This window comes from Pseudoalteromonas sp. '520P1 No. 423', from assembly GCF_001269985.1.
In the GTDB taxonomy this organism is placed as follows: Bacteria; Pseudomonadota; Gammaproteobacteria; order Enterobacterales; family Alteromonadaceae; genus Pseudoalteromonas.
The window spans coordinates 1,664,473-1,683,262 of record NZ_BBZB01000001.1 but is presented as its reverse complement, the minus strand read 5'-3'; the positions used below and the strand labels follow the sequence as shown (position 1 = coordinate 1,683,262).

Annotated in this window: 18 protein-coding genes; 9 read left to right on the top strand and 9 right to left on the bottom strand. The window is 35.2% G+C overall.

From position 1 onward, the window contains the following. Nucleotides 1-214 precede the first annotated feature (214 nt). Nucleotides 215-937 (top strand): sulfate transporter CysZ, encoded by a 723-nt coding sequence (cysZ, locus tag PSA_RS07690; RefSeq protein WP_042145812.1) that lies wholly within the window; start codon nt 215-217, stop codon nt 935-937. A 68-nt stretch (nt 938-1,005) separates the two neighbouring features. Continuing rightward, the gene (locus PSA_RS07685) at nt 1,006-1,812 is read left to right on the top strand and encodes a PhzF family phenazine biosynthesis protein (RefSeq protein WP_042145814.1); all 807 of its coding nucleotides are present in this window, start codon (nt 1,006-1,008) and stop codon (nt 1,810-1,812) included. A 78-nt stretch (nt 1,813-1,890) separates the two neighbouring features. Here PSA_RS07685 and PSA_RS07680 read toward each other — a convergent pair whose 3' ends face one another. Further along, on the bottom strand, nt 1,891-4,278 hold the full coding sequence (locus PSA_RS07680) for a Lon protease family protein (protein WP_042145816.1): 2,388 nt from the start codon (nt 4,276-4,278) through the stop codon (nt 1,891-1,893). Nucleotides 4,279-4,371: 93 nt separating this feature from the next. Beyond that, entirely contained in the window at nt 4,372-4,848 is a 477-nt protein-coding gene (locus tag PSA_RS07675; protein ID WP_042145820.1) for a hypothetical protein, read from the bottom strand. 185 nt (nt 4,849-5,033) lie between these two features. Between PSA_RS07675 and leuS the strand changes: the two genes are divergently transcribed. The 6 genes from leuS (at nt 5,034) to PSA_RS07645 (ending at nt 10,946) form a co-directional block, all read left to right on the top strand. Further along, nucleotides 5,034-7,613 carry a leucine--tRNA ligase gene (gene leuS / locus PSA_RS07670; RefSeq protein ID WP_042145823.1) on the top strand — a complete coding sequence of 860 codons (2,580 nt, stop codon included), beginning with the start codon at nt 5,034-5,036 and terminating at the stop codon, nt 7,611-7,613. 1 nt (nt 7,614) lies between these two features. After that, complete coding sequence (gene lptE / locus PSA_RS07665) at nt 7,615-8,133, top strand: LPS assembly lipoprotein LptE (RefSeq protein WP_042145826.1); 519 nt, start codon at nt 7,615-7,617, stop codon at nt 8,131-8,133. Nucleotides 8,134-8,167: 34 nt separating this feature from the next. Then, entirely contained in the window at nt 8,168-9,205 is a 1,038-nt protein-coding gene (gene holA / locus PSA_RS07660) for a DNA polymerase III subunit delta (RefSeq protein WP_042145828.1), read from the top strand. Between the two features lies 1 nt (nt 9,206). After that, a complete protein-coding gene (gene nadD, locus PSA_RS07655) occupies nt 9,207-9,830 on the top strand; it encodes a nicotinate-nucleotide adenylyltransferase (RefSeq protein WP_042145830.1) in 624 nt (207 codons plus the stop codon). Between the two features lie 47 nt (nt 9,831-9,877). Further along, nucleotides 9,878-10,543 (top strand): HD domain-containing protein, encoded by a 666-nt coding sequence (locus PSA_RS07650; RefSeq protein WP_231665230.1) that lies wholly within the window; start codon nt 9,878-9,880, stop codon nt 10,541-10,543. A 76-nt stretch (nt 10,544-10,619) separates the two neighbouring features. Beyond that, nucleotides 10,620-10,946, top strand: a complete 327-nt coding sequence (locus PSA_RS07645) for a hypothetical protein (protein WP_042145834.1) — start codon at nt 10,620-10,622, stop codon at nt 10,944-10,946. A gap of 272 nt (nt 10,947-11,218) precedes the next feature. Here PSA_RS07645 and PSA_RS07640 read toward each other — a convergent pair whose 3' ends face one another. Genes PSA_RS07640 through PSA_RS07630 form a run of 3 tightly spaced genes read right to left on the bottom strand, consistent with a single transcriptional unit; the run spans nt 11,219 to nt 13,458 of the window. After that, nucleotides 11,219-11,968 carry a DUF2063 domain-containing protein gene (locus PSA_RS07640; RefSeq protein ID WP_042145836.1) on the bottom strand — a complete coding sequence of 250 codons (750 nt, stop codon included), beginning with the start codon at nt 11,966-11,968 and terminating at the stop codon, nt 11,219-11,221. 2 nt (nt 11,969-11,970) lie between these two features. After that, on the bottom strand, nt 11,971-12,861 hold the full coding sequence (locus tag PSA_RS07635; protein WP_042145838.1) for a DUF692 domain-containing protein: 891 nt from the start codon (nt 12,859-12,861) through the stop codon (nt 11,971-11,973). A gap of 57 nt (nt 12,862-12,918) precedes the next feature. After that, entirely contained in the window at nt 12,919-13,458 is a 540-nt protein-coding gene (locus PSA_RS07630; protein ID WP_042145841.1) for a hypothetical protein, read from the bottom strand. 214 nt (nt 13,459-13,672) lie between these two features. Here PSA_RS07630 and PSA_RS07625 point away from each other — a divergent pair, with 214 nt between their 5' ends. After that, the gene (locus PSA_RS07625) at nt 13,673-14,632 is read left to right on the top strand and encodes a tRNA-dihydrouridine synthase (RefSeq protein WP_042145842.1); all 960 of its coding nucleotides are present in this window, start codon (nt 13,673-13,675) and stop codon (nt 14,630-14,632) included. Nucleotides 14,633-14,905: 273 nt separating this feature from the next. Here the strand turns inward: PSA_RS07625 and PSA_RS07620 are convergent, their stop codons facing one another. From PSA_RS07620 to PSA_RS07605, 4 genes are all read right to left on the bottom strand, one after another. Further along, nucleotides 14,906-16,069 (bottom strand): hypothetical protein, encoded by a 1,164-nt coding sequence (locus tag PSA_RS07620; RefSeq protein WP_042145845.1) that lies wholly within the window; start codon nt 16,067-16,069, stop codon nt 14,906-14,908. A gap of 424 nt (nt 16,070-16,493) precedes the next feature. Continuing rightward, nucleotides 16,494-17,759 carry a tetratricopeptide repeat protein gene (locus PSA_RS07615; protein WP_042145847.1) on the bottom strand — a complete coding sequence of 422 codons (1,266 nt, stop codon included), beginning with the start codon at nt 17,757-17,759 and terminating at the stop codon, nt 16,494-16,496. Between the two features lie 12 nt (nt 17,760-17,771). Beyond that, complete coding sequence (locus PSA_RS07610) at nt 17,772-18,386, bottom strand: energy transducer TonB (protein WP_042145848.1); 615 nt, start codon at nt 18,384-18,386, stop codon at nt 17,772-17,774. Beyond that, on the bottom strand, nt 18,386-18,787 hold the full coding sequence (locus PSA_RS07605; protein ID WP_042145850.1) for a biopolymer transporter ExbD: 402 nt from the start codon (nt 18,785-18,787) through the stop codon (nt 18,386-18,388). Before PSA_RS07605 ends, PSA_RS07610 begins: the two co-directional genes overlap by 1 nt. Nucleotides 18,788-18,790 lie beyond the last annotated feature (3 nt).

The following is an 18,790-nucleotide window of genomic DNA, read 5'->3' as shown; positions in this document are numbered from 1 at the left end:
TTTTATCAGAAATAAAATATATTGATATTAAATCGCACTCAATATTAATAAGTACCGATTAAATTAAATAAATTGTTGGAAAAATATATTGTTACGCTTATCTTTATTAAAGAGGTTTTAATAAAAAACAATTTATTTATACTCAATTATTCTTACGCCTATATCTGTTCGATAAAAAAGGCTTTTAGTTTATTATTTTTTACAAGGAACATAAGTGCAGTCTTCTCAAGGGTTTCAATACTTTTTAGCTGGTTTTAATCTTATCAATACCAAAGGACTTAAACGCTTTGTTTTAATTCCATTATTAATTAATGTGCTGTTATTTGGTGGCTCATTGTTTTTTATTTATGACTGGCTTACACAAGGTTTTTCATATTTAAATGATTTACTACCTACTTGGCTAAGTTGGTTAGAATGGCTCCTATGGCCTATCGCCATATTTACGATATTATTTAGTTATACCAGTATTTTCAGCATCATTACTAATTTCATAGCCGCACCATTTAATGGCCTATTATCTGAAAAAGTCGAATTACATTTAACGGGTAAAGCCATAAATGATGACAAAATTTTAGATACCATCAAAGATGTGCCGAGAATAATAGCCCGAGAAGGGACTAAATTAGTTTATTATTTACCAAGAGCCATTGGTTTCTTTTTATTATTATGGTTTTTACCCATTTTTGGACAAGTCCTCTGGGTATTATTTACATGCTGGATGTTTAGTGTGCAATATCAAGATTTTGCATTTGATAATCATAAGATCCATTTTAGAGAAACAAGACAGCAACTCAAACAAAACCAAGGTCTTTCATATGGATTTGGTTTTGCAGTGTTAATTTTTACCACTATTCCATTATTAAATTTACTTGTTATGCCTGTAGCAGTATGTGGTGCAACTAAGTTATGGGTAGAAAAATATAGAGATAAATATTAGAAATAAACTCAAGCTTCAGTGCTTAAAGCTTGAAAATAAAAATATTAAAAATATAAAAGGGAATAAATATGAAATATGCCATTTTTCAAGTTGATGCATTTTCTAACGCGCAATTTAAAGGCAACCCTGCAGCTGTAGTGCCTTTAGATACCTGGTTAGACGATGATACTTTACAAAAAATTGCCGCTGAAAATAACTTATCTGAAACCGCCTTTTATATTATTGATAATGAAAACATTAAATTACGTTGGTTTACCCCTGAAACTGAAGTTGATTTATGCGGTCATGCCACACTCGCAACAGCTTGGGTATTAGTGAATGAATTTGGACATAAAGAAACCGAAATTAACTTTGAGACGCGTTCAGGTATTTTAACCGTATGTCACTTTAATGATGCTGCACATGAAAATGAGCAAATTTTTGAACTTGAGTTACCAATTAAACATGCTCATGAATGTGATATTAAAAGCCCGTTATTAAGTGCTTTTGGTCGCCCTCCTTTAGAAATTTTAGCATCAGATGACTATTTATTACTTTTTGAAAATGAACAAGTCATTCGAGAATTGAAACCAGATCTGTCTTTATTATCTCAGCTACCATTAAGAGGCGTTATTGTTACCGCACCTGGTGACGAAGTTGATTTTGTATCTCGTTGGTTTGGTCCAAATGTTGGCGTAAATGAAGATCCTGTAACCGGCTCAGCTCATACAAGCTTAACACCCTATTGGGCAAATAGATTAGATAAAACATTATTAACAGCTAAACAGATATCTCAACGTGGTGGTGAGTTAGAGTGCCAATTAAGAAGTGACAAAGTACTATTGAGAGGCAAAGCAAAGCTGTATATGAAAGGTGATATTTATATAGAGCTATAAACAGCGATTAACAAAAAGCCAGCGAGTTTTAAATAAATACTCGCTGGCTTTTCTACTTTAGTCTTAATTTACTTACTATTATTCAGAATCAGCACCATTTACCACTTCAGAAATCGCGCTTAATCTTTGCAATGCAATTTGATTAATCGTGCCTTTAGCGTACGTGCCTTTATTTGTTAATGTACCAGCCGGTTTATTCAACAAAATTTCTAACGCTTCATCAACTGTTTTCACTGTATATACATGGAAATGTCCATTAGACACTGCAGTGCGCACTTCTTCATTCAATACTAAGTTTAAACGATTTGAATGCGGGATCATCACACCTTGTTTACCCGTTAAACCACGCATTTTACAAAGTTTGAAGAAACCTTCTATTTTTTCGTTTACCCCACCAATTGCCTGTACTTCACCATGCTGATTAATCGACCCCGTTAATGCGAGTGATTGATCTATTGGTAAACGTGTAATTGCCGAAATAAGGGCACATAATTCAGCTAATGACGCACTATCACCATCGATATAACCATAGCTTTGCTCTATGGCAATACTAGAGCTTAGAGTAAGCGCGAAATCTTGAGCGTATTTATTGCCTAAGTAACCCGTTAGCAGCATCACACCTTTTGTATGTATTGCTTTACCTAGTTCAGCTTCCCTTTCGATATCAAGTACACCTTCAGATCCTGCATATACAGTTGCAGTGATCCTAGCTGGGCTTCCAAAGCTCGTATCACCTACATGCAGCACAGTTAAACCATTTACTTTACCAATGGCTTCACCTTGGGTATCAATGAGCGTATGACCCTCTTTAATATCAGAGAGCATGCTTTCACTCATTTGTCCTGTGCGATATTGCTTGCCGGCAAGGGCTTCCGTAATGTGATTTGCTTCTATGATCTGACTTAAATCTTGTTTTGCGTAATAGCTAGATTCATTTAGCAGTTCTAAAATATCAGCAAATCTCGCACTCAGTTTAGTTTGATGCTCAGCTTGTCTGTAACTAAAGTATAGAAGTTGTGCGATCGCTTCATCAGTTAAATCTAATTCTAACGCTTTAGAGGCATGCTCTTGCACTTTTGTAATGAATTGATATTGAAATTTATCACTGCCAGGAATGAAAAATTCAAAATCAGCTAAAACACGAAACTGTTCATTAAACTCTTCATCGTATTCTTGCATTAAATAATAAAGTTCACGAGAACCTAAAAATATAATTTTAACATCAAGTGGAATGAGTTGAGGTTTTAAAGAACCACCTCCTGCACCACCATCTTGTACTAAACAATCATTTTTAATTTGATGTGTTTTTAAAGACAGTTTTAACGCATCCCATACTTGCGGGTTTGCCATAACTTTTTCGGCATCAACAATTAAATACCCGCCATTAGCTTTATGCAATGCGCCAGATTGAATGGTGCGGTAACTGGTTAATATCGACCCCTGATGTGAGCCATATTCCGCCTTACCAAATATATTGCCTAATGTCGGGTTTGGTTCATAAATAACAGGCGCTGCATCACCCTCTTTATAATCTACAATCTGATTAGGTGCAAAATAATCAGTTAACATACCGCGTTTATCTAAATCATCTTTGTTGTTTTCATCATTTTCAACATCTAACCATTCTAAAACGGTATCAATTAGCTCATCTTTGATCTCTTTTAAATATTTTAAAATGCCTATTTGTGCCGCATATTTAAACTCAAGCTCTTTTAAAAGTGGTTTAATCGCTTGCTCAGCAGTTGATTTTTTTAGCTCTCTTAGTTTTTCTGATGATTCTCTTTTCCAGCGCGGTAATTCAATTAATGCATCAATTAATGCATCTTCTAATTTTGAGATCACTTCATAGAAATATTGTTTTTGATCATCACTTAAAACCGAGAATTCCGCATCATCAAGTTGTTTGCCATCTACAACTGGGGCAAAACTTAATACATCATTTTCTTCGAATAATGCAATGCTATGCTCAGCAGCAACAATTTCAACTTTATCAATCGCTGAGTCGTATTTGGTATTAAATGCGCGATCGATTGCTTTTTTCTTACGCTGAAATCCAGGGTTATCAAAAGCCGCAGGAAAAGTATCCATAATTTCATCAATTAACGAATCTATATCATCACAAAAAACTTTACCCTCACCAGGTTGCAAGCAAATAGAGATAGGCTCACGGTGATCATCATAATTATTAACGTAAAGCCACTCTAATGGGGTTTTTCTTGTTTTGCTATGTTGCGTCAATTTATCTTTAACAATAGAGAAACGACCTAATGCAGCCTCCCCCATGACATATAAGTTATAGCCCGGCATTTCCATGCCTAAAGCAAAATCAATTGCGGTTTGTGCGCGATTTTGACCAATGAAGTTCAATGACTCAGGATAAGGTATCGTCATGCAATTACTCACATGCGCCATATCAATTTTTGGTGCCAGTGCCATTGGGCTTAATGCATTATTTTCTTTATTCATCCCTTACTTTACCTCTACTGGGCTTGTTATTTCATAAGCTTATCATAGGCAGTTAAAGAACTTTGATTTTTATAAGGTTTTGTTTGAAAGGAATTAGGGCGATAAAGCTTGTCTAGTAAAATAGATCCCACCGCACTCATTACAAGCCGATATTTGAGTCGGATGAAAGCTATGCGTAATATCACCACATTCCTTGCAAACAAGCTCTCCAAAGCCTATCCATTGTCCTTGATGATATTCTCCATTATGTTTAAAGTCTTCCAATAAGGATTGCCATTCAAGTTGTGATTTATCAGCAATAACAGCTAATTCACACCAAATTGTTTCTTTAAATTCTTGTAAAGCTAGGTCATTGTATTGAGATTGATTTTGTTGGTAATGAGATAAGTCGAGTAACAAGTTTTTTTGGTAAATAGACAGTTGCTTCTCACTTGTATGTTTAAACGCTTTTAGCTTTTGTTCCCCTTGCATTAAATTTTCAATTAAATGTTTCATTTCATTATGCTCAACATCTTTCAACCACGCATGGAGGTCGTTAATCCAATCAAAATAACTATCTTGCTTATCCATGAGTTCACCAACTGAAGATGTTAATTAGTAATAAGTATAGGAAATTTCAGACAGTTATGAGTGATTTTTAATAAAAATTTATTTAGTGACCATTAAACCCGTACTATTTATTCAAACCAATGCAATTTTAGGTTATCCTAGCAGTAATTTTTTAGTGATTTTTTGCAATAAGTTTGGAATTGTAAATGCAAGAGCAATATACCCCGCAAGATATAGAGTCAAAAGTACAATCGTACTGGGACAAAAACAAAGTTTTTAAAGTAACTGAGCAAGAAGATAAAGAAAAGTTTTACTGTTTATCTATGTTCCCATACCCAAGTGGTCGACTACACATGGGTCACGTGCGTAACTACACTATTGGTGATGTTGTTTCACGCTTCCAACGCCTACAAGGTAAAAATGTAATGCAGCCTATGGGTTGGGATGGATTTGGTTTACCTGCTGAAAATGCTGCAATCAAAAACAATACTGCGCCTGCAAAATGGACTTACGAAAATATCAATTATATGCGCGATCAACTAAAACGTTTAGGTTTTGGTTATGATTGGGATCGTGAAATTGCAACTTGTCATCCAGATTACTACAAATGGGAACAATGGTTTTTCACTAAATTGTATGAAAAAGGCTTAGTGTACAAAAAAATGTCAACGGTTAACTGGGATCCAGTAGACCAAACTGTACTTGCTAATGAGCAAGTAATTGACGGTAAAGGTTGGCGTTCAGGTGCGGTAGTTGAACAAAAAGAAATCCCACAATGGTTCATTAAAATCACTGACTACGCACAAGAATTATTAGACGATTTAGATAAGTTAGATGAATGGCCTGAGCAAGTTAAAACCATGCAACGTAACTGGATCGGTCGTTCAGAAGGATTAGATATCACATTTAAACGTGCTGATACTAATGAAGACCTTTCTATCTACACAACACGTCCAGATACGATTATGGGTGTAACATATGTTGCTGTTGCAGCAGGTCACCCAATTGCAATTGAAGCAGCTAAAAATAACGCTGATATTGCTGCATTCAACGAAGAATGTAAGAACACCAAAGTTGCTGAAGCTGATATGGCCACGATGGAGAAAAAAGGCATTGCAACGGGTTTCTATGCTGTTCATCCATTAACGGGTAAACAAGTTCCAATCTGGATCGCTAACTTTGTATTAATGGGTTACGGCTCAGGTGCTGTTATGGCAGTACCAGGTCATGATCAAAGAGATTATGAGTTCGCGACTGCTTACGGCTTAAATATAGAGCAAGTGATCACTAATGAAGAAAATACAGCTGACATAAGCGAAAGCGCATACACAGAAAAAGGCACTTTAGTTAACTCTGCAGAATTTGATGGCCTAGATTTTGAAAAAGCATTTAATGCCATTGCTGATAAAGTAACTGAAATGGGCTGTGGTGAACGTAAAGTTAACTTCCGTTTACGTGATTGGGGTGTAAGTCGTCAGCGTTACTGGGGTTCTCCAATCCCAATGTTAAGCGATGAAGATGGCCAAACAATTGCTGCGCCTGAAGATATGCTACCTGTACGTTTACCTGAAGATGTTGTAATGAACGGTGTAACTTCACCAATTAAAGCAGATCCAGAGTGGGCAAAATCAGAGATTAACGGCGAGCCTGTTTTCCACGAAACAGATACTTTTGATACTTTCATGGAATCTTCGTGGTATTACGCGCGTTACTGTAGCCCACGTAATGATGAAGCGATGTTAAACCCTAAAGAGTCAAACTACTGGTTGCCGGTAAACCAATACATCGGCGGTATTGAACACGCAATTTTACACTTATTATATTCTCGTTTTTTCCATAAGTTATTACGTGACTTTGGTTTAGTTGACTGTGATGAACCTTTCGAACGTTTATTATGTCAAGGCATGGTATTAGCTGAAACTTTTTATCGTAAAGATGAAAAAGGCGGCGATATTTGGATTGCACCAAGCGATGTTGAAACCGAAAAAGATGAAAAAGGTCGTGTCACTAAAGCATGGCATAAAGACGATGGTGAACCTGTTTTTGCAGCAGGCACAACAAAAATGTCTAAGTCTAAAAATAATGGTATCGACCCACAAACTGTAATCGACCAATATGGTGCTGATACGGTACGTTTATTTATGATGTTTACTGCTCCACCAGAACAAACTCTAGAATGGTCTGATTCAGGTGTTGAAGGTTCTCATAGATTCTTAAAACGTGTTTGGAAATACGCATACGATGTTAAGGCTGCTGGTACCGCTACACTTAATAAAGATGCATTAACAAATGATCAAAAAGCACTGCGTCGTGAATTACATAAAGCCATTGCAAAAGTAACTGATGATTTAAACCGTCGTCAAACTTTTAATACAGCAATCGCTGCGGTAATGGAATTATTAAACAAGTTAAATAAAGCGCCTTTAGTTGATGAGCAAGATATCGCTTTAGCAAACGAAGCATTAACAGCAATGATTATTATGCTTTCGCCGATCACACCACATATCAGCCACCAGTTATGGCAAACTTTAGGGTTTGAAGGCGATGTGATTGATGCATCTTGGCCAACATTTGATGAAAGTGCACTTGTTGAAGATGAGAAATTAGTCATAGTGCAAGTTAACGGTAAAGTCCGTGCAAAACTGACTGTTGCTGCAGATGCTGATCAAGAATCAGTTGAAAAGGCTGCTTTTGCAGATGCGACTGTAAATAAATTTATTGATGGTAAAACCATTCGTAAAGTAATTTACATTAAAGGTAAAATCTTAAACGTGGTTGCTAACTAATATGCCTTTGCTTTTTGATAAAGTAACAACGTATTACAAACAGATCATAGCAGTTTTGCTATGCTCTGTTGCGCTATCAGGCTGTGGCTTTAAGTTAAAAATGGCATCTGTTTTACCGCAGGAGTTTAAATACCTTACAGTGACAGCCGATGACGCAAACTCTGCGTTATATCGTCAACTTAAAAAACAGCTGGTAAATGCTAACGTAGATTTATCTGAAGATGCGATTGGTAGACAAGCTAATAGTCCTCACTTGGTATTAAATAAAGACAAACTTGATAGACGTACATTGTCTTTATTTAAAAATGGCCAAGTAGCAGAATATGAACTTACCTATCATGTTGCTTATCAAGTGTTCCGCCCTGGTCAAGATACAGTAAAACACAACTTTGAGCTTTACCGTACTTATCAGGACGATCCAAACAAAGCGTTAGCAAAAGCAAAAGAATTAGATATTATTTTGACTGAAATGAGATTGCAAGCAAGCCATAGAATAGTGAGAGAGCTTTCTCAATTATGATCTTTAATATCAAAAATAATGGCGTACGTTAGTTGTGCGCTGTTATGTTAACCAACTCAAAACACAATTAAATAAAGGGCTAAACCCATTTTACTTAGTGATGGGTGAAGAACCCTTTCAAGTACAAAGCTGCACTGATGACATTCGAAACAATGCAAAAAAACAAGGCTTTGATGAAGTTTTAAAATTTAGCATCTTACCTCAGTTTGATTGGAATGAAATTACACAAGAATATAATAGTCTGTCATTGTTTAGTGATAAACGTATTATTGAAATTGAACTAGGCGATCAAAAAGCCGGAAAAACAGGCTCAAACGCCTTAAAATCTTTAGCCCAACATATTAACCCTGATTGTATAGTAATTATTAAAGGCAATAAAGCAGGACAAGATATTCAGAGATCGGCATGGTTTAAAGCCTTGGACAAAGGTGGTTTATTTATACCTTGTTATGAAATCACCGCTAATCATCTTAATACTTGGCTAAATCAACAATGCCAAAATTTATCTTTAGATCTTGATCAACAAGCTAAACAATTTTTACTTGAGTCAACTCAAGGCAACCTATTAGCGACACATCAAGAACTTGAAAAATTGGTATTACTTTACGGCAGCAATGCAATTACCAAAGAGCATTTGATTAGCGTATTAAGGAATCAATCTAAGTTTGATATTTTTGATTTATCTGATGCCTTGCTAAACGGTAATTTAAAACTCATTATAGACATTATTAGCAACCTAAAAAGCAATCATAATGAAGTAGCCAGTGTTAGCTGGGCTATCACCCGAGACGCACAACAATTGTTTGAAATGAGCAATGCAATGCAGTCAGGTGAAAATATTAACCAAGTATTTAAAGCGCATAATGTGTGGAAAAACAAACAAGCGCTATACCAGAATGCATTAAATCGCATCCCTTTTTCACAACTAAAACATATTTTAGTTTTACTGGCACAATTTGATACTGGTTTTAAAAGTGGCACACTTGTATCGCCCTGGCAGGCATTGGCGCATATTGGCATCAGCTTTACACAAGCATTTAATGCTCCCTTGCCAATTTATAAAGAAGACTAATATGATAGGTATTTTTGGCGGTACATTTGATCCAATTCATTTAGGTCATTTGAATATTGCACAGCAATGTGTAAAGCAACTTCAACTAGATAAACTCTTCTTTATGCCCTGTGCAACCCCTGCGCACAAATCATTATCAAATATTAGTGCTGAACATCGCGCTCATATGGTCAACTTGGCTATCAAAGATAATAACCTCTTTGCTTTAGATGATAGAGAGCTAAAACGCACAGGAGCCTCTTATTCGGTTTTAAGTTTACGAGAGTTAAAACAAGAATTTCCAGATCAAAGTATATTATTTTTAATTGGCATGGACTCTCTAAATACTTTAAGTAGCTGGTATCATTGGCAAGAAATCACCCAACTTTGCCACTTAGTTATTTGTAAAAGACCAGGACAAACGTTTTCACCAAGCCAAGAAACGCTCGATTATTTAAATCAAGCAACAACAGCACATCAAAGTGACTTAAAAGAGATAAAATCAGGTAAAGCTTTCTTCTTAGATACACCTGAATTTAATATCGCCTCAACTCAAATCAGAAATAATCTAAATGAAACAAATTCAATCAATCAACTACTGCCCAAAGCAGTTCTCAGTTATATAAAACTAAATAATTTATATTAGCCGTAAAATCCAACCTAAAAAATCGTATTTAAAAGTAAGTGGTAGTAATGATGAATCAAGCTGAATTAATCCATTGGCAAAAGCATTTTAAAGCATTTGTAACTGAGCAAATGCAACAAGACCCAGCTCATGATATAGCGCATATACAAAGAGTTGTTACCAGTGGTATCGCTTTAGCTAACAAAGAAAACGCTGACATAAATATCGTTTTGCCTGCTTGTTGGTTACATGATTGTGTCAATGTGCCAAAAAAATCAAATCTTCGTGCTAAAGGCTCTATTTTAAGTGCTGAACGTGCCATTGAGTACCTAACAGAAATAAAATATCCAGCACATTATTTTGACGCCATTCATCATGCCATTGCTGCTCACAGTTATTCAGCAAATATCGAAACTAAAACATTAGAAGCTAAAGTTGTACAAGATGCTGACCGATTAGATGCATTAGGCGCTGTAGGCATGTCTCGGTGCTTAATGTTAGGTGCAACATGGGAAAGTCAGCTTTATCATTTTGAGGACCCTTTTGGCGCAAATAGACCTCTTGATGATAAAAAATATTGCATAGATCATTTCTTTGTTAAGTTGCAAGGTCTAGTTGATACCATGAAAACGCCAGCAGGATCTATTGAAGCTCAAACTCGTTGGCAGTTCATGGCCCTATACCTAAAACAGTTAGGTCATGAAACAGCGATTGATTACCAAGCCAAAAATTAATTAAAAACAGGCTCAGGCAGTTTCACTTTGAACAGATAAAAGCTACTCTATTAAAGAGTAATAAATAGGTGATACTGTGACTGAGCTACCAAAAGAAAAAAAATTGAATGTTTTATTCCGCTTAGAGCCTGGATGTCTAGGTCCTAAAGGCATAGATTTGATTGAAGGTTTTTGCGAATTTGCAAATTCAAAAATATCAGAACTACCCTATGCAAGCTATATGTTTGTGCCTAGATTTGATAAGACGCTACCTGAGTGGGAATACAAAATTAATACAAGAAATTTAAGCAATGAAAAAGTTTCTTCATATTTGGCAATCTTTAATCAAGTAAAATCACAATTTGAAGAAAGCTTAGAAGAACAGGTAACTGAATATATTGAAATATATTTGAATAGACAGTAACCCTGTAGGTTGAGTTTTTACTAGCAAACATTCATGCTAAATCAACCTACAGCAGTTATTAAATAGCACTATACAGACAGTAATTTATACCATCCTAAAATTGCATTCAAACAACCCACTCCAGCAAATACAATTAGAAAAACTAAAAAATATTTAAAATTAAACGGGTCTTTAAATTCACCTTGCTGACTCATTATTTACTACCTTTATTGATTAAACACAGACGCCGCGCAATAATAGAGCAATTCTGATAATCAATAAAGTATTATAATTTATTTTTGGGTAACTAAAACGCCTTGCTCTATCAGCGCGCTTAATATACTTACAGCACCTTGCTTTATTATATCTAAAGATAACGATTGAACTTGGCTGTATAATGTTTCACATAAAGCTTCGAACTTTATATTCGGGTTTTCATTTATTATCTGCAACATAAGTGCGGTCATGCCGTTGATAGCAATAAAACCCACTTCGTCTTCTAAGTCTCTAAAAACAATTATATAACTAGGTTCTTCAGGTATGCTTTGTGGTTGATTTTCAGGGCTTATTGTATGTACCGGAAACTGATAGCTCAAAGACCAAGCTAAATGAGACAAAGATAACGGTGTGATATCTAAATCATCAGGATCAAAGTTTGTATATGACTCATTTTCATCTCTAATTGAGATATCTAGCTCTACCCACTCATAATGTGCTAACTCAAGCATAAATATCGGATCATGTGTTGTCATTTGATACTGGTGACTTAGATACTCAATAAACTCTTGTGAAATTTCTAAAAAATATGGTGTTTTACAATTATGTTCAATAAAGAATTTTCTGACTAAAGCCAGCCAATCATCTTCATCATATAAAGATTTTAGAACAGGAAAAGCAGAAGCAATAAAACCTTCAATATTGTTGAAAAATAACTCGCTATAAATAGCCATTCTTCTTGGTTCTATATCAGAAGGAGGTGCTATATGATCGGGGTCTTTTATGTGAGCCATAAATTGCGCTTGCACGTATTTAAAATGAGACATAATTATACCCGCTCTATTTTATTTACAATGTCAGCAGTATTTAAAACTGAACTTGGCTGTAATGGCGAATTAAATGTTTGTTGAATTGATTTTATTTTATTAATCTCTATTAATAAATCAGTAATAGGTGGGATATTAAAATCACGTTCTAATAACGTTGGAAATACACCATGGAATTCATAGGCTTTTTCTAATAAGGACCAAACTGGATCAATAACATCGGCACCATGAGTATCAACCAGTAGATCATCTGCTTCATCATAATGACCAGCAATATGACCATAAGCAATGCGTTTAGTTGGTAATGCTTTTAAAAACTCAATCGCATTATATTTATGATTAATTGAATTAACATAGATATTATTTACATCAAGTAATAAGTCACAATCTGATAATTCTAATACTTGATTTAAAAAGTCTATCTCTGACATTTCCTGACCAGGAGCAGCATAATACGAGACATTTTCAATGGCTATTTTCATCTCTAAAATATCTTGAACTTGTTTTATTCTATCCGAAACATAGATAGCACTTGCCTGTGTAAATGGGATCGGCATTAAATCATACATATGACCTTTACCCGAACAATAACTTAAATGTTCACTATAAAGTTTAATATTATGTTCTTTAAAGAAAGGTTTTAGTTGTTTTACAAACTCAATATCCAATGGCTCAGGAGAACCAATTGAAAGCGATAATCCGTGGCATACAAAGTTATGTTTTTGAGTCAGTTTTTTAAGGTTTTTTTTAAAAGCGCCGCCTAAGATTAACCAATTTTCAGGTGCTATCTCTAAAAAGTCTACATCACAAGGATAACTATCAATCATTTTATCTAGCATTTCTCTACGTAAACCAAGCCCAGCTAAACCTAATATAGGTGTATTCTTATTCATAAAACTTACCTAAAAAAATGGCCAGATAAACTGGCCAGTATAAAATAAAAATATAGTTTATTTATGTGAACCACACTTACCTTCGCCACACTTACCTTCTTTTTTAGCTTTTTTCATGTCGCCACCGCATTTACCTTCGCCACACTTGCCTTCTTTTTTAGCTTTTTTCATGTCGCCACCGCACTTGCCTTCGCCACATTTACCTTCTTTTTTGGCTTTCTTCATGTCGCCACCGCATTTACCTTCGCCACACTTGCCTTCTTTTTTAGCTTTTTTCATGTCGCCGCCGCATTTACCTTCACCACATTTTCCTTCTTTTTTGGCTTTTTTCATGTCGCCGCCGCATTTACCTTCACCACATTTTCCTTCTTTTTTGGCTTTCTTCATGTCACCACCGCACTTACCTTCGCCACATTTTCCTTCTTTTTTCTTCATATCGCCGCCACATTTACCTTCGGCAGAAACAATTTGGTATCCGGCGGACATTGTTTTCATTTCAAAAGGGTTTGCTTGCGCGTTCACAGACGCTAAGCTTGAAGCTCCAATAGCAACAGCACCTAATGTTAGAGAGATAGATTTCTTATTTAATGTTTTCATATTGGATTTCCCTTTTTACTTAAATTTACTTTCACGAATATTTGTATTACTTATGAAGACCTAGTCTTAGATAATTTTATTTCAAATTAATTATATTAAATTTTTAAATTATTCTAATTTTTGTTAAATATGACACCAAAACCAAATAATCATTTATCAAAATGGCAGTTATCTGTAAAATCCTAAACCTTATTTCTCTGACTCAGATCCCTTTATGAAACTGATTTTAGCACCTATGGAAGGTGTAGTTGATTTTAATATGCGACAGCTACTTACTGACATTGGTGGTTTCGATTTATGCGTAACAGAGTTTGTTCGTATTGTTGATCAAATATTATCACCTAAAGTTTATCATCGTTATTGTCCTGAACTCCTTACAAAAGGCAAAACAAGAGCTGGCACCCCAGTTAGAGTACAGCTATTAGGCCAAGATGCAAATTACTTAGCTGAAAATGCAATTGTCGCATCAGAGCTTGGTTCGCACGGTATCGATCTTAATTTTGGATGCCCAGCTAAAACAGTGAATAAAAGTAAAGGTGGTGCAGTATTATTAAAAACACCTGAGCATATATATGAAATAGTAAAAAAAGTACGAGAAGCGGTCCCTTTAAGCAATGAAGTATCAGCTAAAATTCGCTTAGGTTTTGACGATGATACTTTATCGCAAGAAATATTTGATGCAATTAATCAAGCCGGCGCTAATACCATTACTATTCATGCAAGAACTAAAAAAGACGGCTATCGTCCTCCTGCATATTGGGAAAAAATAAAACCTTTAATGGATAAACCTCACGCCATGCAAGTTATTGCTAATGGTGAAGTTTGGAATTTAGATGATTATAAAAGGTGCCAATTAAAAAGTGGCTGTGTTGATGTTATGTTAGGTCGTGGTGCATTAGCTAAACCGGATCTGGCTAAGCAAATATACTGTGCTAATTTATCTCAAGAGTACTCTGAATTATCTTGGCAAAGTATATTAGTTTATATTATTAATTCTTCAATGCACAATGAAGAACCTAAAAAAGAAAAGTACTTTTCCTCTAGAACGAAACAGTGGTTGAGGTTTTTATTGCTAACATACCCGCAAGCAAGTGATTTATTTAATGATATAAAACGCTTAAAATTAAAGGATGATGTTTTAAATATGCTAAAACAACATGCAAAGGTCATTTAATTGATTTACATCAAACTCAGGTTATAAGACTGCCTTCTATAATTCGTTAACCCGACATTAAATAAAAAGTAATTAAATTAAACAAGGTCGAAGCAGCTTTATGTCAATTTGAGCAAGGCGTTTATGGCATTTTCGCTGATTGTGAAGACGCAATTTCACTATTAAAATTGGAACAGGACCCAACAGAACAAAAATGCCTGCCTTGTGCTGAAAAACCAGCTGTTTAATTAATATCATAAAAATTAAACAGCCCAGAGCACCCCGTTTATTCAACTATTTGTTTTTTAGTAAACCTTTTGCACCTGACATGATCTGACCAGGATAAAATACAACATACTCTATGAGTGAAGCCACTTCATCCTCAGTTAAATCAAAACGTTTATTTAATACATGCTCAGCTTGCTTTAAACCCCAACCTTGATAATGAATACCTAAATCGATTTCAGCAATTGTAAGCCAAAATAATTTAAAATTACTGTTTATGATCCCTGGTTTTTCATATAAAGATTCAAACATTTCATTGTAATTGATATAACCCTGCTGCCAGTCTAGCCCGTTTACTTTTGAATTTAAAATCTCTATACCAAATTGTGAAACTAAACTTGTCAATAAAGGTTGCGGTAGTATAAACCCGGCCTCAATTAATTGTTTTTGTAGTGCAACGTCAGACATTCTATCAATGGCTACTACATTTTCGCCATCCAAACTTTTTAGTGCACTTTGTATTGTAATTAGCCATTCATCTGGCGCCTTAACACCACCTAAGAAGTAATTTAACTTAGACTGGTACCAATCAACTCCATTTGGTAATTGTCGAAGCCCTAACATGTTTCTTGGTTTATATTTTAAGACATATGTTTTTAGCTGTTCTAAGGCACTTCTAAACTCTGTCAGTTCAGTACTTTCTTTAATATTTAAATTATTTAGTTTCTCATTCACTAATGTAATTCGAGCGATTAAATCTGAATGCGCCATCTTATTAAGTTTAATATTACTCTTAGTAGCCTCTTCTAATCTAGTCTGAACGAACCTGAGCCAAATTGTCGCATCTGATAACAAAGCAGAGTTTTGTGTCGTTAAGGTATGAGTTAGCACGGTATCAAGCACATTGATATCCGATGGCCACGGAAAGTAACGCTCAGGAAAGCGCTGTTGTATCATCAAATAATTTAACTCTGCTTTCGCACCTGTTCCACTTGATATTTCAAAAAAGGATAAATCAGTATAAATTTGATGCCTTTTCATTAAATACGTTTCATCAAATGGGTAATCAATGCTTTGGTTTAGCACTACATTAGATGGTAATAACAAATGATTTAATACCTTCAATTGTTCAATCGAACCCTTAGTACTTTTGCTTTTCGGTATGTTTGCATCATTACATGCAACGAATACAGGTAATAAAAAAATTATTAAAAATTGAGTAATTTTGTTCAAGCTAATCTAACCTTATTTAAGAGGGTTAATTAAAGGGTGGCCTATGATATTTTCTTTTTCAAAATGCATCATTTAGAGATGGTGATACAGGATTATACAATCAAGCATATTTTATGGAAATACTAAACAGGCAATGGCATAGATTATTAATCAGGAACAAATAATATTGTTCAACGAATACAAAGCACTATAGAAGAGCGCATTAAGTTAAGATCTATATCAATCAATTTGACTGTAGGTGCGACAAATATTTATACCTTTAGAAGATATATTTGTTAAATCAGCCAGTACACTAAAAGAAGCGGAGTCTCAAGGGTGTAATGCCTATTCAATCCATGGTCTGCATTAGTCATTTTTAGGTTTATAAAAACAAAAAACCCTATTCAAAAAATGAATAGGGTTTTTGAGTTAACGAAAGTTAACTTTAGATCTTAACGCCTTTACGTGCTGCTTTTTCTTTAATAAAAGAAGACCAACTTTTCGCAAATTTACGTGTTTTAGGATCTTTAGCTGATTCCATAATTGCAGAATAAGCTTTCTTGTATTTTTCTTGCTGGAAATAAGCATCAGCTAAATCAGCATAAATACGACCTTTCTTTTTAGAACCTAACTCAAGAGCTTTGTTTAATGCTTTAACAGATTGTGAGAATTTCTCGCTCTGTAGCAATAACGCGCCTGATTTACGATACAATTCAGCATCGTTATCAAACTTACCTGCTTCTTGGTAGTACTTTGAAGCCTTAGCAATCTCTTTTGACTGATGGAAGTAACTTGCCATCGCCATAACATTTTGCTTAGTACGCTTAACTTTATCTTCTTTCATTGCCTTTTCAAATAATGCACCGGCTTTGTAAGGGATTTCGTTAAGAGAATAGAAGCTAGTTAATATTTTATAATCAACTTCTGTTTCAAAGTGACCGTTTTTATAAGCCATTTCCATGGTTGAAAGACCTTTTTTATAGTCTTCAACTTGCATGTAAAATTTACCTAACTGAGTCCAAGACTTAGGCATTTCTGGCCAAGTTTTAAGTACAGTTTCAGCAACTTTAACTACATTTTTGTAGTCTTTTAGCTCATAAAAAGCACCGATTTTTAAATCATATGGTGCTTTTTTACGGTCATCAGGTTTTTCCAATGCAATGGCACGATCTGCTGGTGCAATTACATCTTTAAATGCTTTAAGCTCATAGTTAGCTTGTGCAATTCGGATGTAAACATTGGCATCTTCTTCACCTGTAAAGTCCATCCAATCCATGTAAATTTCTTTAGCTTCTTTGTATTTTTTAGTACCTGCATACAAATCACCCATCAATTTCATAGATTGAGCTTGGTCTTTAAAGTTAAGAACATCTTCAGAAATAGCCAGTTTCATGTATTTAACAGCTGCAGAATAATTTTCTTTTTGAGCATTTAACTGCCCTAAGTAAAAATTAACTGTTGCTTTATCAAATGCATTAGAAGGTTTCAGTTCAAGTAAAAGAGCAAGTGCACCATCTATATCTTCTTCATTATAAAGATCAAATGCTTTAACTACTTTTTTACCTGTACGCTCACCCATTATTTTGGTTTTAGCTTTTTTACGTTTTTCAATTTCTTCGTAATTAGGCTTAGCCATAACTGTAGGTGAAACAACAGAACCACCCAAAGAGATAAGCAGGGCAAGAGCTGTTACTTTTGACAAGTTTTTCATTTCTATTCCTCCTTAACCTTGGTTAATTTTAAAGTCTAATTGAACTTGAAGGCCTGGTTGTTTCATGGCTTTACCATCAACAACTTTAGGCTTGTACTTCCACTTACGTAGAGCACGTTTTGCTTCGCGGTCAAATATACGTTTTGGTTCAGCGTTTATAACTTTAACATCTTCAACACCACCAAGTTCATTGATAGTGAAAGATAACTGCACCCAACCTTCTTTACCATCACGTGCAGCTTGCACTGGGTATTTAGGTTCAATTCGAACGATAGGTGTAGCATCACCATCACGACCAAAAGCACCTGGACCACTCAGTCCTCCAGCTGAACCACCTACATTGATGCTTGGCATATTAAATGACAAAGCTCCGGCATCAGGTGTACTGTTGTCCGGTTGTGGTGGCTGCGGCTTAGGCGGCTGTTTTGGCGGCGGCGGCGGCGGAGGCGGAACACGTCTACGCTGCTGCACCTTCGACTCAGGCGGATTCGTCATAATTTCGACTATGATTTTTTCTTTTTCATCTTCAGCTCTCTTATCTCCACTGGAGATAAGAAAGGCCATGAAAAAGAACAAGCCGAAAGTAACTGCCCCACCTGCAATAAGTGAAAACAGAAAACGAATCATCAAGGAACTCCTGCAATAGAAATTCTAGAAACACCTGTCGTCTTGATAGCATCCATTACTTTAACAACGATACCATGTTTTGCTTCTTTATCCGCTTGGATAATTACAACATCAGTAGGCTGTTCAGCTAATAAACTTTCAAGTTTCGCAGATACACGTTCGATATCAACAACACTCTTGTCCATATGAACTTCACCACGTGCATTGATAGCAATAAAAATATTTGCATTTTTTTGCTTACTTGCTTGTGCTGCTTTTGGTTTATTGACTTCAATACCCGCTTCTTTAACGAATGAAGTAGTCACGATGAAGAAGATCAGCATGATGAAAACGATATCTAGCATCGGTGTCATATCTACTGCAGCGTCTTCTTCTTCACGAAAACGTTGTTTACGTGCCATATT

Coding starts and splice junctions, on each gene's coding strand:
- PSA_RS07635 (WP_042145838.1), bottom strand. CDS start 12,861: ATGAATAAGAATACACCTATATTAGGTTTAGCTGGGCTTGGTTTACGT.
- PSA_RS07640 (WP_042145836.1), bottom strand. CDS start 11,968: ATGTCTCATTTTAAATACGTGCAAGCGCAATTTATGGCTCACATAAAA.
- PSA_RS07685 (WP_042145814.1), top strand. CDS start 1,006: ATGAAATATGCCATTTTTCAAGTTGATGCATTTTCTAACGCGCAATTT.
- PSA_RS07610 (WP_042145848.1), bottom strand. CDS start 18,386: ATGATTCGTTTTCTGTTTTCACTTATTGCAGGTGGGGCAGTTACTTTC.
- leuS (WP_042145823.1), top strand. CDS start 5,034: ATGCAAGAGCAATATACCCCGCAAGATATAGAGTCAAAAGTACAATCG.
- PSA_RS07605 (WP_042145850.1), bottom strand. CDS start 18,787: ATGGCACGTAAACAACGTTTTCGTGAAGAAGAAGACGCTGCAGTAGAT.
- PSA_RS07615 (WP_042145847.1), bottom strand. CDS start 17,759: ATGAAAAACTTGTCAAAAGTAACAGCTCTTGCCCTGCTTATCTCTTTG.
- PSA_RS07680 (WP_042145816.1), bottom strand. CDS start 4,278: ATGAATAAAGAAAATAATGCATTAAGCCCAATGGCACTGGCACCAAAA.
- lptE (WP_042145826.1), top strand. CDS start 7,615: ATGCCTTTGCTTTTTGATAAAGTAACAACGTATTACAAACAGATCATA.
- PSA_RS07625 (WP_042145842.1), top strand. CDS start 13,673: ATGAAACTGATTTTAGCACCTATGGAAGGTGTAGTTGATTTTAATATG.
- PSA_RS07650 (WP_231665230.1), top strand. CDS start 9,878: ATGATGAATCAAGCTGAATTAATCCATTGGCAAAAGCATTTTAAAGCA.
- nadD (WP_042145830.1), top strand. CDS start 9,207: ATGATAGGTATTTTTGGCGGTACATTTGATCCAATTCATTTAGGTCAT.
- PSA_RS07675 (WP_042145820.1), bottom strand. CDS start 4,848: ATGGATAAGCAAGATAGTTATTTTGATTGGATTAACGACCTCCATGCG.
- PSA_RS07630 (WP_042145841.1), bottom strand. CDS start 13,458: ATGAAAACATTAAATAAGAAATCTATCTCTCTAACATTAGGTGCTGTT.